This window comes from Bacillus inaquosorum KCTC 13429 (assembly GCF_000332645.1).
GTDB classification, from domain to species: Bacteria; Bacillota; Bacilli; order Bacillales; family Bacillaceae; genus Bacillus; species Bacillus inaquosorum.
Map to the genome: position 1 here is coordinate 499,344 of NZ_AMXN01000004.1, position 13,725 is coordinate 513,068.

Genomic DNA, 13,725 nt, shown 5'->3' on the forward strand with positions numbered 1-13,725 from the left:
TCTTTTTTTTAAAGGTACCTGCGGTGAACACCTTTTCCGTCATACGAAAACACGACTTCCTTATCCTCAAGCACAGACTCGATGTGCACGCTTCTCCCCCAAAGCTGAAATAAATAAGGGAGCACTTTCTCCAAATATTTCAAATCCAGCTCTATGCCCTCATACCAATGCTTAATATAGAGCTCGTTATTTTTCATATAGTCGCCGTCGTTTACTGTCAAATACGGAAACCCGCCGTTTACCCGCATGCTCACGAGCTGGTCGCGCACCGACTCCCACTCTTTATCGACGATTTTATAATCTCTGCCCTGCTTTTGAAATAAATAAAGATCCTCCCGCATAACTAAGTCTTTTGTTAAATAATTGCGGATGAAAGAGATATCGGATTCAATTTCCCTGACCTCAAACATTTTCTCCCGGCCCGAGTCAGGCTTTACGCCTATTTTTTTCATTTCCTCAGTCGGGTTGTTGTACCGCTCCTCAATGTCTTCAAAAATTTTCAGCCCTAAATAATAAGGATTGATACCCGTTTTGGACGGCTGGACGACACCTGCATTCAGCTTGGCGAACTCTATCGCTTCATCAGAAGTTAAATCAAGCTCACGTATAATTCGCTGGTGCCAATAGGAAGCCCAGCCCTCATTCATAATCTTTGTTTCCAGCTGAGGCCAGAAATAAAGCATTTCCTCTCTCATCATCGTTAAAATATCACGCTGCCACGGCTCTAGATCCCGGGAATGCTCCTCGATAAAAAGCAGAATATCTTTTTCCGGCCGCGGCGGGAAAGGTTTTTTCGATTTTTTCACTTGTTTTTTCGGTTTCTTTTCATCCAAAGACCATAAATCATCGTAAGGCGTCGCTGCCTCTTCAAGCTCCTCTTCCTCATCATCCACACTCCATAGGAGCTTCGGACGGACCAAAGACGGATCGATATGCTCCTGAATCGATAGGATCGCGTCTAAAAAAGCCTCGACTTCCTTTATCCCGTGAACCTGTTCATAGTGTTTAATCCGCTCGGCCGTTGCCGCCATGCTTTCCACCATATCGCGCTTCGTGTTTTGGAAGCGGCAGTTGTTTTTGAAGAAATCACAATGGGCGAGAACGTGAGCAACAATCAATTTATTTTGGATCAGTGAGTTGCTGTCCAGCAAAAAAGCGTAGCATGGATCTGAGTTAATGACCAGTTCATAAATCTTGCTTAATCCAAGATCATAATGCAGCTTCATTTTGTGAAACTGCTTGCCGAAGCTCCAGTGGCTGAATCTTGTCGGCATCCCGTACGCGCCGAATGTATAAATAATTTCAGCCGGGCAGATTTCATATCTCATCGGGTAGAAATCAAGGCCGAATCCCTTTGCAATTTCGGTAATTTCCTCAATTGCCCGCTGTAATCCCTTCTTCTCCTCCGCGTTCAACCGAATCCCCCCTACTTGGACTTATCTATAATGTATGAGCCCGCCTGACAAAAGATGATAGCCGCACTTGGGCAAGAAAAAAATTCGCCCCGCACATTCAGCTGTTTGCCGATTGTGTCAGTGGGTAAAAACACATCATATTACGAAAAAAAGGAGCGATACCAATTGAATGTAGCAGACATGCTTTCTTCTTATCTCAGTAAGCTGCCAAACTTAATCATTGCCTTACTCGTCTTATTAATCGGATGGGCTATCGCTAAAATCATTGAAAAAGCGGTATACAAAGGGCTCAGAAAAACAAAAATCGACGACAAGCTCTTTGCTGGGAAAAAGCCATCACGCTATTCCTCGGAAAAAGTCATAAGCAAGGTCGTTTATTTTATTGCATTGATTATCGTCTTTATTTTATTCTTTAACATTCTGCACCTGACAACAGTGGCATCACCGTTTGTCAGCATGCTTTCCGCAATTACAGCGGCTATCCCAAGCGTGCTGAAGGCCGGACTCATCCTGCTGTTAGGATGGGCTGCAGCCGCTGTATTGAGCTTCCTTGTCAAAAAAATCGGGATGAAGCTGAGCACGAGTGACAAGGTGCGCAAGTGGAATTTGGTATCTGAAGGGACAGATATTCATCAGGCAGTCAATGCCGCTTCACAAATTGTCTTTTACCTTGTGCTGCTCGTTTTCCTCCCAGGGGTCTTATCTTCTTTGAAAATCAGCGGCATTTCAGGCCCGTTTACAAATATGATGGAAAGCGTGCTCGCTTTTCTGCCGAAATTATTTGCTGCGGCGCTTATCGTTTTAATCGGCTGGCTTGTTGCCCGTCTTGTACGTGACATCATTACGAATTTCCTAGCAAGCATCGGCACGGAAAGATTCGCTGCACGTATGGGTTTATCTATTTATTTAAAAGATACAAGCCTTTCTGCAGTCATCGGAACAATCGCTTATGTGCTGATTTTAATACCGGTTGTCATTTCTGCGCTTGACCAGCTTGATGTCGCCGGCATTTCGAAACCGGCTGTCTCTATGCTGAATACCATTTTAAACATGCTTCCGAATATCATCATTGCCATTGTGCTTATTTTAGCGGGTATGTGGGCAGGAAAATGGGTGAACACCATGGTGTCCGGACTGCTCCATCGTGCAGGCTTTGATTCTGTGTTAGGAAAAATGGGTATGGAAGCAGGAACATCTGCAAAGCTGTCCCTGTCTCAAGTTGTCGGTATGATTGCGCAAATCATTGTCATTCTGCTGTTTACAGCCGAGGCGCTACAAATTGTTCAGCTGCACTTCCTCGTAGAGATTGCGACTGGCATCATCGCGTATCTTCCAAATGTCCTTGTCGCCATATTCATTCTCGGAATCGGCCTTTACGCCGGAGAAATGGTGCGAAAAGTGCTCGCCAGCATCATTAAAGGCCAGGAATTCAAGTCTTTAGCAGCGATTGCTAAGTATACGATTATTGCACTTGCTTTCTTTATGGCCCTGGATCAGCTTGGTGTCGCTGAAACAATCGTCAATTCCGCGTTCATTATCGTGCTTAGCGGCTTCGCACTCGCTTTCGGTTTATCCTTCGGCCTTGGCGGAAAGGATTTTGCATCACGTTATCTGTCTACATTTGAACGCAAAATGCAAAACACCGAAATCGATAAGAACCGTAAAAACCAAAATCCACCGAATCACATGTAAATAAAAAACGTGCACCCAGCAGGGTGTACGTTTTTTATTGAAAAATTCCTTTTTTTTCATTTTTCGATCGATTATGATAAGATATAGAAAATGTCTTATTATGAGGTCTTATTATGAAGTTAACAAATTATACAGATTATTCGTTAAGAGTGTTGATTTTTCTGGCTGCAGAACGTCCCGGAGAACTTTCAAATATAAAACAGATTGCCGAAACATATTCTATTTCAAAAAACCATCTCATGAAAGTCATATACAGGCTCGGCCAGCTCGGCTACGTAGAAACGATACGCGGACGAGGCGGCGGCATACGTTTAGGCATGGACCCTGAAGACATCAATATCGGTGAGGTTGTCAGAAAAACGGAAGATGATTTTAATATTGTGGAATGTTTTGATGCGAACAAGAATCTTTGCATTATTTCCCCGGTGTGCGGCTTAAAACATGTACTTAATGAAGCGCTTATGGCCTATCTTGCGGTTTTAGACAACTATACGCTGCGCGACCTTGTTAAAAACAAGGAAGATATCATGAAGCTTTTAAGAATGAAGGAATAGAAAATGATTCCTTCTTTTTTTATGTCCTTTTTCCCCCTTTTTGTTAAGATAATATGGCTGTTTTTAAAAAAAGGCAAAACGATGAGACAAATCTGCCGATATAAAAAAGAAACAGCGAATTCAAAATCATTGGGGGAAAAAGGAGAGCTCAGATGAAAAAGAAATTAGCAGCAGGGCTGACAGCATCTGCGATTGTCAGCACAACTTTAGCAGTGGCACCAGCTGAGGCAGCAACGATTAAGGTGAAAAGCGGAGATTCTTTATGGAAACTGGCCCAAAACTACAATACAAGTGTGGCGGCTATCACATCCGCCAACCATCTTTCGACTACTGTTCTGTCGATCGGCCAGACGCTTACCATTCCAGGCAGCAATTCCAGCACTTCATCTACTTCAAGCTCAACAACCAAGAAGAGCGGAAGTTCTGTTTACACAGTGAAAAGCGGAGATTCACTTTGGCTGATCGCAAATGAGTATAAAATGACGGTGCAGGAACTGAAAAAATTAAATGGCCTAAGCAGCGACATGATTCGTGCGGGGCAGAAATTAAAGGTATCCGGTACGGTTTCCTCAAGCTCTAGTACCAGTAAAAAAAGCAGTTCCAATAAGAGCTCAAGCTCTTCATCTTCTACCGGAACATATAAGGTGAAGCTTGGAGATTCGCTTTGGAAAATTGCAAACAAAGTCAATATGTCCGTCGCTGAATTGAAGGTCTTGAACAACTTAAAATCAGACACCATTTATGTGAATCAAGTGTTAAAAACAAAATCTAGCGGTTCTAATACGTCTTCCAAAGACACTTCATCTAATTCGAACCAAACTTCAGCAACAACGAAATACACTGTAAAAAGCGGAGATTCACTTTGGAAAATTGCAAACAACTATAACCTGACTGTACAGCAAATCCGAAACAGCAACAATCTGAAATCAGACGTGCTGTACGTCGGACAAGTGCTGAAGCTGACAGGTAAAGCATCTTCAGGCTCTTCTTCATCGTCATCGTCTTCTTCGTCAAATGCAAGCTCCGGCATGACGACGACTACATACACGGTGAAAAGCGGCGATTCCTTGTGGGTGATTGCTCAAAAGTTTAATGTAACAGCTCAGCAGATTCGGGAGAAAAACAATTTAAAAACGGATGTCTTGCAGGTTGGCCAAAAGCTGGTCATTACCGGAAAAGCCTCATCTTCATCCTCTGCTTCATCCGGGTCATCAAGCACTACCAGCTCTTCAAGCGCGAAAATCAACACTATGATTGCCGCCGCTAAAGAGCAGCTTGGGGTTCCATATCGCTGGGGAGGCACGACACCCGCCGGATTTGACTGCAGCGGTTTCATTTACTATGCACTGAACAAAGTCACATCCGTATCAAGATTAACGGCAGCCGGATATTGGAACACAATGAAATCTGTCAGCCAGCCTGCTGTCGGAGATTTCGTTTTCTTTACAACATATAAAGCAGGCCCTTCCCACGTCGGAATTTATCTTGGAAACGGGGAGTTCATTAATGCCAATGATTCCGGAGTTGTCATTTCCAGTATGAACAACTCTTACTGGAAACAGCGCTATCTCGGTGCAAAACGATATTTCTAAAAACAGAAACTGTATGGCCTCAGGGCTGTACAGTTTTTTGCTTAGAGCCTAAAGACGTTGATGCTGATCATATGTTTTGTCAACGGATGAAAATAAACTTCTGCCCGAACAGAAAATGTGTCGTCATTCTGTTTGACCGTCACCCGAAAGACATCTTTCGTCTGCTCATCATTCACCTCGGTCCGTCCCATATAAGCGTAATCAGAAAACGAAGCCCCCTTATATTCATCCTGAATTTTGCTCCAGGCGAGCTTTTCCCACTTTTGAACGGACTCGTTTGTGTCCGTTGAATGCCCTTTTGCAGCCATTGACACGATGATTAATCCGCAAAAAAGAAGCGCAATGGTATACGGCAGAGATTTCATGTTTTCAGTCTCCTGTACCCAGATTATGTTCTTTCATAGGATTTCCAAAAGCGATGGCTTCATTCAGGCATTTTGATTTTATGTCTCCCTCATATTGCTACCCCTGTACTGCCGCAGACGCCAAGTTTTGCCCCGTCAATAACATAGGATGCGGCATAAACTAATCATGAACTTCTCACACAAGAAAGGAGAAGCGATTCATGGATTATGCCGATTACGATAAAGCGCTGTATTACACTCACCGTTCTCAATGGGATAATTTATTGATTTTAATGGTGCGTACAGAGGATGATTTGTTATCAAAACGAATCGAGCATTTTTTGCATGCGTATCATTTTGAACAGGATTACGCCGTTCTTGAAAAGATGCTGTATTCCCTTCTCCGTTATATTGATCATGCCACAGAGCTGACTTACGAAGATCAATTAGCCTTGCTCACATAAACAAATCCCGGCGTTCAGACGCCGGGATTTCCTGCTTTTGCGAACAGGCTTAGTTCTTCGACAAGCTCTTTTAAGCCGGCCTTTATATTTTCCGTCACTGCAGCATTTTCAACATCAATGTGCACCGGATCAAGCACGAGCTGCTTCGGAATGACATTGGCGTAGACACCCCGCATGACCGTTCTCATATTGTTCAGCGCGTTGATGCCGCCTTTTCCGCCTCCCGCCACTGCCAATAACGCAACGGGCTTATATTTAAATTGTTCGCTGCTTAGAAAATCCAGCGCATTTTTTAAAGCGCCGCTCATGCCGCTGTGATACTCAGGAGATAATAAGATAATCGCATCCGCTTTAGTGACGCGCTGCTTAAGCTCCTGTACTTGCAAAAGTTCGGATTGCTCCGCTTCACCATTAAAAATCGGCAATATAAACTCGCTTAGATCAATCAAGTCCGCGTGATACAGCGCTGAAATATAGGATGCGGCAATTCTTGTTCTGCCATGTTTTCTGGGCGTACCGTTTATGACTAACATGTTCATTTCGTGATCTCTCCATTCAGGTTATATTTCACTGCGAAAAGCGCTGCTTGCGTTCGGTCGGCTACATCAAGCTTTGCTAAAAGATTCGACACATGGGTTTTCACTGTTTTTTCTGAAATAAACAAGGCTGCCGCGATTTCTTTATTGCTTTTGCCGTTGGCAATTTCGTTCAGAACGTCCTTTTCCCTTCGTGTTAATTGATAAAATTTTTCTTTTTCCGGATCGTGCTGATTTCTCATATGTGTCAGCACATGGGGCATAATAGCTGAAGAAAGCTTGTATTCGCCGGCATGCACTTGTCTTAGTGTTTTTACCAATTCCTCTGGCTCCGTATCCTTTAATTGATACGCCTTCGCCCCCGCCTGCAGCGCCGGGATGACGTGCTCTTGATCGGAATAGCTCGTCAGCACAATGATATTAATGCCCGGAAATTGCTGTACTGCTTTTTTTATGGCTTGAATGCCGTCCATCTCGGGCATAGACAGATCCATCAGCACAAGATCAGGCTTTGTCTCTTCAATGACACGGAGAGCTTCTGTTCCGGTTGCGGCCTCGCCGGCAACTTCAATATCATTCTGGATGGCGAAGAAAAAACGAAGCCCCTTTCTGACAACATGGTGATCATCCGCAATTACAATTTTCATTGCACTGTCCTTCCTTTCTGATTGGTTAGCGGAAGCCTGACGAACAGCTTTGTCCCCGCACCAAGCTCTGACTCAATCACAAACGCCGCGCCGGCTTTTACTGCCCGTTCTTTCATACCCTTGATGCCAAGTGAAGGCACCCCGTCATGCGCTTCATAGCGAAACCCTGCCCCATGATCGATGATATCCAGCTCCGCATGGTACGAAGAAGCAGTCAGGCTGACATACGCCGTATCAGTACCGGCATGCTTTTTGCAGTTGTTTAAAGCTTCCTGTACTATACGCCACAGCATATGCTCCTGCTCATCAGTAAGAGCAAGACAGCCTTTTTGTGTGAAAATGACATTTAATCCGATCAGCGCGCCATAGCTTTTAATGGCTTCAGACAGCCCTTTTTCCAATCCTCCGGGACGAAGCTGCCAAATTAATGCTTTCATTTCTGCGAGCGCGTCCTGTGATAAGTTCTGAATGAAATCAATCATCTGCTGCAAATTCTCATCTTTTGTTAGTGTCTTTGCCGCTCTGGCTGTTAAACTGACGGAAAACAGCATTTGATTGACGGAATCGTGAAGCTCCTGAGCGAGGCGGTTGCGCTCCATTAAAAGAGCATTTTTTTGTTTATATTCTGAAAGCTTCATGCGCTGGATTGCCGTTCCGATCTGAAAGGCGACAGACTCGAGTAAATGCAGCTCTTCCTCATCAAACATGGTTTTTCCGGCCGCCGCTACATTTAACAATCCGAATCTCCTGTCCCCGTCTTCTAAAGGCACAGTTGCATGATGCGTAATCCCTTCAGTGTCAAAACAATGCAGTTCCTTGGCTGATTCTATGCGTTTGCAGTTCATTATATTAGCGGCCCTTCTCAGCCCTCCGTTATTGAATTTCGTCAGGCAGTAGCACTCCCCTTCGCACATCAGCACTTTTTCCTTGCGGCTTAAAGCCGGGGGCAGATAAGCGTCGGCCGCTAACGTATAGGAGCCGTCTTCTTCGATCAAAAAAATCCATCCGGATTGAAGGTTCGTCAGGCTCAGCAATTCTTTTAAAACCTCATCCAGTGTTGCTTTGACATCGTGCCCTTGATTTAAGGTTTCCGCAATCGTTTTCAGCGTTTTTAATTTTTCCATCCTCGTATTGCTCATGTTTCTCACTCCGGCATTGGTCTTGTTATTTAAGATTATACCAGTTTTTTGTATTTCGTTACTTCGCTTGAGGGATGATTTTCTTTCAGACTTTTGGATGAGAAAAGAAAAAAGCCGGATCATTTACAATGATCCAGCTTATGCTTGAACTATTTAGCTGTAGCCTCTACAATGTCGTCTACAGCCTTCATTACATCGTCAGAAAGCGCGGCAAGACGCTTTTCACTGTCTTCTAAAGAGGTTCCTTTTACAGCGAAGTAGAATTTGACCTTCGGCTCAGTTCCGGAAGGGCGGAGGCAGAACCAAGACCCGTCTTCCAGGAAGTATTTCAGTACATTTGATTTTGGCAGATCGATCGCTTCTTCTTTGTTTTCCGTCAGAAGCGTCCGTTTGCTTACAGCATAGTCTTCGGCTGTGACAACCTGTTTGCCGGCCATTTTTTGCGGCGGATTTTGTCTGAAGGAAGCCAAAATCGCTTCAATCTGTTCTGCTCCCTGTTTTCCTTTCAGCGTCAGGGATTTCAGCCCTTCACGATAAAAACCGTATTCGTTGAAGAGATTGATGAGCGCTTCATACAATGACATTCCTTGTTTTTTATAGAACGCGCAAACTTCAACTGCCAAGAGCGCTGCCTGAATGGCGTCCTTGTCGCGGGCAAAATCCCCGATTAAGTAACCGTAGCTCTCTTCATAACCGAATTGGAAGGTATACTGGCCTGATGCCTCGTATTCCTTAATCTTTTCACCGATAAACTTAAAGCCTGTCAGCGTATCAATCGTATCAAGGCCGAATGAAGAAGCGACAGCACGCCCGATTTCACTTGTGACGATTGTTTTGAGCACAACACCATTGTCAGGCAGGATGCCTTGCTTTTTCTTTTCAGAAAGCAAGTAATGAAGCAGCAGCGCACCGGTTTGGTTTCCTGTCAGCACTGTATATTTGCCTTGATCGTTTTTCACCGCAATGCCGAGGCGGTCAGCGTCAGGGTCTGTTGCGATGAGAATATCTGCATTCTGCTCCTCCCCTAGCTTAATGGCATATTCGAATGCCGCATGCTCTTCCGGGTTTGGAGAGCTAACAGTAGAGAAGTCTGAATCCGGCAGCTCCTGTTCTTTGACAACCGTTACATTTTTGTAGCCGAGTGCTTCAAGACCGCGTCTAACCGGTTTATTTGCAGTTCCATGCAGCGGTGTGAAAACAACGTTTACTTCTACTTCTCCGGATAACTCAGGATGAACAGAAATGGACGTCAGTTTTTCTGTATAGACTTGATCAATGTCTTCACCGATGATCTTGATTAAGCCTTTTTCTTTTAACGCTTTTTCATCGTCGACTGTGATCGTCAGCTCATTTTCAATCGCATTTACCTGATCAATGACGATGTCCGCTTCCTTTGGAGGCAGCTGGCCGCCGTCATCTCCGTATACTTTGTAGCCGTTATATTCAGGCGGATTATGGCTTGCCGTCACCACAATTCCCCCATAGGCGTTCAGCTGTCTGACAGCGAATGACAGCTCCGGCGTCGGGCGAAGCTCATCAAATACGTATGTTTGGATTCCTTGTGTAGCAAGTGTTTTTGCCGCTTCCATCGCGAACTCCGGCGATTTATGTCGGGAATCATAAGCAATGACAACGCCCCGTTTTTTCGCTTCCTCACCTTGCTGCAAGATATATGCCGCAAACCCGGCTGATGCTTTGCGCACAGTGTAAATATTCATGCGATTCGTCCCGGCGCCGATTTCTCCGCGCATTCCGCCAGTACCGAATTCAAGGTTTTTATAGAAGCAGTCCTCAAGAGCCTGTTCATTCCCCTCTAATTCAGCGAGGCGCTCTTTTAGTTCCGGATCTAAATTTTCTGTCTGTTTCCAGCGTTCATAGCTCTTTCTCCAAGTCATATTCGTCCTCCTATGTATCAGCTTATGCCATTATTTTATATGAAGCGAGTGCCTCTGTCACTTGATAACCTGAGATCTGGCACTTTCGGCTCGTAAAAGAAATAACGGGCTGACAGGCAGCCCGTTATGATTTATTGTTCGAGCGGCACAACCGCATCGTGTAAAAGCTTGTTAAGGTTTTCTGTATGTTTGTTTTTCGTCTGCTCATCCCATTGGAATCGCTCGCTCATAAAATCAATAACGGCATCTTTATATGTTCTTACCCAATTGATATCAAAAAATAAACGTCCCGTTCTGCGGACAAAGAAGTCAGCAGGTGTTGCGGCCAGCTCTTCTTCTATACTGTATTCTGTCTCAGCAAGAATATGAACCGGAACGTGGCGTTTCGCCGCCTCGTCCTTCAGTCCTTCCACGCGGTTAAATACATGCTCTACGTTAGAGCCGTATCTGATCGCCAGCTGTTTTGCGTCTTTTTCTGATAAACCGGCTGCGATTCCTTCTTTCGTTTTCGCCGTAACGAATGACATGAGATTTTTAGAACCGCCGACGTGCCCTCCTGAGATTGGCATGTTTTTCGTTTTACATGGCCCGAAATCCTTTTCGCCTTCTTCTTTTAAGCGATCACGCACAAGATCGACGATGTGCTCAGCCATTTTTCTGTATCCGGTCAGTTTTCCGCCGGCGATGGTGATCAAGCCTGAGTCAGATGTCCAAATCTCGTCTTTCCGTGAAATTTCAGAAGGGTCTTTGCCTTCTTCATGAATCAGCGGACGCAGCCCCGCCCAGCTGGATTCAATATCGTTCGCAGTGATATTCAGTTCCGGGAACATATAATTGATTGAATTGATGACGTAATCACGATCCGCCGTTGTCATTCGCGGATGCTCAAGCGCCTCTTTGTAAACGGTGTCTGTTGTCCCCACGTATGTTTTGCCTTCACGTGGAATCGCAAATACCATACGGCCGTCAGGTGTATCGAAATATACCGCCTGTTTCAGCGGGAAGACAGACTGGTCAAATACAAGGTGAACGCCTTTTGTATGCTGCAAATGCTTTCCGTTTTTCGAATGGTCTTTTTCTCTAAGCTGATCGACCCAAGGGCCTGTCGCATTAACAATTTTTTTCGCATACACTTTATATTCTTTCTTTGTCAGCACATCTTCAATTAATACGCCGACTGCTTTGCCTTTTTCGTAAAGGAGCTCTTTCACTTTGGAATAATTCACAGGCTCTGCTCCGAATTTCACCGCTTCCTTCATGACTTCGATTGTCAGTCTCGCATCGTCAGTGCGGTATTCCACATAGTATCCGCCGCCTTTTAAGCCGTCTTTTTTCACCAATGGCTCCTTTTGCAGCGTTTCTTTTGCTGAAAGCATGCTTCTTCGTTCTGACTTTTTCACACCTGCCAGAAAGTCATAAACTCTTAACCCGATAGATGTTGTAAACGAACCGAATGTGCCGCCTTTGTGAAACGGAAGCAGCATCCATTCCGGCGTGGTGACGTGCGGGCCGTTTTCATAAACAATCGCCCGTTCTTTCCCTACCTCAGCGACCATTTTCACTTCAAATTGTTTTAAATAGCGCAAGCCGCCATGAACCAGCTTCGTTGATCGGCTTGATGTTCCCGCCGCGAAATCCTGCATTTCGCTGAGCGCAACCTTCATTCCCCTTGATGCCGCGTCAAGAGCTGTTCCCGCTCCTGTAATTCCTCCTCCGATAATAAATAGATCATATGTTTTTTTCGTCATGTCTGTCAGCATGCGATCTCTTTCAAGACTTGAAAATTGATGTTTCATTATTGCTCCTCCTTGTTGTCACGGTGTGTAAATAGAAAAAGAGACCACAACAGCCAAAGTGCATGCTTACACTTTGGTGCTGTGGTCTCTCCTCATCTCAGGACCGTTCTTATTAACTTGTAATCAGTATATCATACTCTCAGTCTATTTAAAAGCCATAGCTGCTTTAACAGCTTTTTGCCAGCCTGTATACAGCTCATTTCGTTTTTCTTCTTCTAATTCAGGTTCAAACCGTTTATCCAGATTCCACTGGTTCGCGATTTCAGAACGGTCCTTCCAGAATCCCACAGCAATACCTGCCAAATAAGCTGCGCCAAGCGCAGTTGTTTCATTAATTTCCGGCCGCTCCACAGGGACATTCAGAAGATCTCCCTGGAACTGCATCAGGAAATTATTTTTCACGGCACCCCCGTCTACACGAAGCGTCTTTAATTGAATGTTTGAATCAGCTTCCATTGCGTCAAGCACATCTTTTGTCTGGTAAGCCAAAGACTCCAGTGTCGCGCGGATAAAATGTTCTTTTGTTGTGCCTCTTGTCAGGCCGAAAACCGAACCGCGCACGTCGCTGTCCCAGTATGGCGTTCCCAAGCCGACAAATGCGGGAACAACATATACGCCGTCAGTTGAATCCACTTTCTCCGCGTAAGATTCACTTAGCGAAGAATCCTGGAACATTCTCAATCCATCTCTGAGCCATTGGATGGCAGAGCCTGCGACAAAAATACTGCCTTCTAAAGCATATTCAACTTTTCCATCAATGCCCCATGCAATTGTCGTTAAAAGCCCGTGTTCGGACTTAATTGCTTTTTCCCCGGTATTCATCAGCATGAAACATCCTGTGCCGTACGTGTTTTTCCCCATGCCTTCTTCAAAGCACGCCTGGCCGAACAGCGCGGACTGCTGGTCGCCTGCCGCTCCCGCAATCGGAATATTTTTGCCGAAGAAGTGATAATCAACAGTTTCAGCATACACCTGGGAGGATGGTTTCACCTCAGGAAGCATTGATTTCGGTACATCTAAAATGTCGAGAAGCTCATCGTCCCATTTCAAATCGTAAATATTAAACATCAGCGTTCTGGAGGCATTGGAGTAATCAGTCACATGCGCTTTTCCTCCGGACATTTTCCAGATGAGCCATGTATCAATCGTTCCAAACAGCAGCTCGCCTTTTTCCGCTTTTTCTCGCGCGCCTTCCACATTATCTAAAATCCACTTCACCTTTGTGCCGGAGAAATACGGATCGATTAAAAGCCCCGTTTTTTCTCTGAATAGATCATTATATCCTTTTTCACGAAGCTCCTCACAAATACCGGACGTCTGTCTGGACTGCCAAACGATCGCATTATAGACAGGGTTTCCTGTGTCCTTATCCCACACAACTGCCGTCTCACGCTGGTTCGTGATACCTATGCCGGCAATTTGCGAAGCACTGATCCCCGATTCAGAAATGACTGTTGCAATAACAGCGAGAACAGAGCCCCAAATTTCATTGGCATTATGCTCAACCCATCCTGGGTGCGGGAAGTATTGTGTAAATTCCTTTTGAGCGGAGTGAACGATTTTGCCTTCTTTATTAAACAGAATCGCTCTTGAACTTGTCGTCCCCTGATCTAAGGATAAAATGTACGTTTCCATAAGATGTCTCCCCTTT

Annotated in this window: 12 protein-coding genes; 4 read left to right on the top strand and 8 right to left on the bottom strand. The window is 44.9% G+C overall.

Going from position 1 to position 13,725, the window contains the following annotated elements; translation table 11 throughout:
• Window positions 1-8: 8 nt before the first annotated feature.
• Window positions 9-1,415: a stage V sporulation protein SpoVR gene (gene spoVR, locus BSI_RS08135; RefSeq protein WP_003239572.1), complete on the bottom strand. Its 1,407-nt coding sequence runs from the start codon at window positions 1,413-1,415 to the stop codon at window positions 9-11.
• 165 nt (window positions 1,416-1,580) lie between these two features.
• On the opposite strand from spoVR, the gene BSI_RS08130 reads away from it, so the two are divergent.
• From BSI_RS08130 to lytF, 3 genes are all read left to right on the top strand, one after another.
• Window positions 1,581-3,107 (top strand): mechanosensitive ion channel, encoded by a 1,527-nt coding sequence (locus BSI_RS08130; RefSeq protein ID WP_003239573.1) that lies wholly within the window; start codon window positions 1,581-1,583, stop codon window positions 3,105-3,107.
• A gap of 113 nt (window positions 3,108-3,220) precedes the next feature.
• Entirely contained in the window at window positions 3,221-3,661 is a 441-nt protein-coding gene (nsrR, locus tag BSI_RS08125; protein ID WP_003239574.1) for a nitric oxide-sensing transcriptional repressor NsrR, read from the top strand.
• Window positions 3,662-3,813: 152 nt separating this feature from the next.
• Entirely contained in the window at window positions 3,814-5,253 is a 1,440-nt protein-coding gene (gene lytF / locus BSI_RS08120; protein WP_003239577.1) for a peptidoglycan endopeptidase LytF, read from the top strand.
• A gap of 41 nt (window positions 5,254-5,294) precedes the next feature.
• Here lytF and BSI_RS08115 read toward each other — a convergent pair whose 3' ends face one another.
• Complete coding sequence (locus tag BSI_RS08115) at window positions 5,295-5,618, bottom strand: YqzG/YhdC family protein (protein WP_003239578.1); 324 nt, start codon at window positions 5,616-5,618, stop codon at window positions 5,295-5,297.
• 200 nt (window positions 5,619-5,818) lie between these two features.
• Between BSI_RS08115 and BSI_RS08110 the strand changes: the two genes are divergently transcribed.
• Complete coding sequence (locus BSI_RS08110) at window positions 5,819-6,061, top strand: YhdB family protein (protein ID WP_003224139.1); 243 nt, start codon at window positions 5,819-5,821, stop codon at window positions 6,059-6,061.
• A gap of 14 nt (window positions 6,062-6,075) precedes the next feature.
• On the opposite strand, the gene BSI_RS08105 is transcribed toward BSI_RS08110, so the two are convergent.
• The 6 genes from BSI_RS08105 to glpK all read right to left on the bottom strand — a co-directional run bounded on the left by BSI_RS08105 (window position 6,076) and on the right by glpK (window position 13,709).
• Window positions 6,076-6,600, bottom strand: a complete 525-nt coding sequence (locus BSI_RS08105) for an NADPH-dependent FMN reductase (protein WP_003239579.1) — start codon at window positions 6,598-6,600, stop codon at window positions 6,076-6,078.
• Window positions 6,597-7,244, bottom strand: a complete 648-nt coding sequence (locus tag BSI_RS08100; RefSeq protein WP_003239580.1) for a response regulator — start codon at window positions 7,242-7,244, stop codon at window positions 6,597-6,599. The genes BSI_RS08105 and BSI_RS08100 overlap by 4 nt, the downstream gene beginning before the upstream one ends.
• Window positions 7,241-8,383, bottom strand: a complete 1,143-nt coding sequence (locus BSI_RS08095) for a GAF domain-containing sensor histidine kinase (protein WP_032732159.1) — start codon at window positions 8,381-8,383, stop codon at window positions 7,241-7,243. Before BSI_RS08095 ends, BSI_RS08100 begins: the two co-directional genes overlap by 4 nt.
• A 149-nt stretch (window positions 8,384-8,532) precedes the next feature.
• Window positions 8,533-10,278: a phospho-sugar mutase gene (locus BSI_RS08090; RefSeq protein WP_003239582.1), complete on the bottom strand. Its 1,746-nt coding sequence runs from the start codon at window positions 10,276-10,278 to the stop codon at window positions 8,533-8,535.
• 131 nt (window positions 10,279-10,409) lie between these two features.
• Window positions 10,410-12,077, bottom strand: a complete 1,668-nt coding sequence (gene glpD, locus BSI_RS08085; protein ID WP_080030844.1) for a glycerol-3-phosphate dehydrogenase — start codon at window positions 12,075-12,077, stop codon at window positions 10,410-10,412.
• 141 nt (window positions 12,078-12,218) lie between these two features.
• On the bottom strand, window positions 12,219-13,709 hold the full coding sequence (gene glpK / locus BSI_RS08080) for a glycerol kinase GlpK (RefSeq protein WP_003239584.1): 1,491 nt from the start codon (window positions 13,707-13,709) through the stop codon (window positions 12,219-12,221).
• Between the last annotated feature and the right edge of the window lie 16 nt (window positions 13,710-13,725).

Coding starts and splice junctions, on each gene's coding strand:
- nsrR (WP_003239574.1), top strand. CDS start 3,221: ATGAAGTTAACAAATTATACAGATTATTCGTTAAGAGTGTTGATTTTT.
- lytF (WP_003239577.1), top strand. CDS start 3,814: ATGAAAAAGAAATTAGCAGCAGGGCTGACAGCATCTGCGATTGTCAGC.
- BSI_RS08115 (WP_003239578.1), bottom strand. CDS start 5,618: ATGAAATCTCTGCCGTATACCATTGCGCTTCTTTTTTGCGGATTAATC.
- BSI_RS08110 (WP_003224139.1), top strand. CDS start 5,819: ATGGATTATGCCGATTACGATAAAGCGCTGTATTACACTCACCGTTCT.
- BSI_RS08105 (WP_003239579.1), bottom strand. CDS start 6,600: ATGAACATGTTAGTCATAAACGGTACGCCCAGAAAACATGGCAGAACA.
- BSI_RS08100 (WP_003239580.1), bottom strand. CDS start 7,244: ATGAAAATTGTAATTGCGGATGATCACCATGTTGTCAGAAAGGGGCTT.
- BSI_RS08095 (WP_032732159.1), bottom strand. CDS start 8,383: ATGAGCAATACGAGGATGGAAAAATTAAAAACGCTGAAAACGATTGCG.
- BSI_RS08090 (WP_003239582.1), bottom strand. CDS start 10,278: ATGACTTGGAGAAAGAGCTATGAACGCTGGAAACAGACAGAAAATTTA.
- glpK (WP_003239584.1), bottom strand. CDS start 13,709: ATGGAAACGTACATTTTATCCTTAGATCAGGGGACGACAAGTTCAAGA.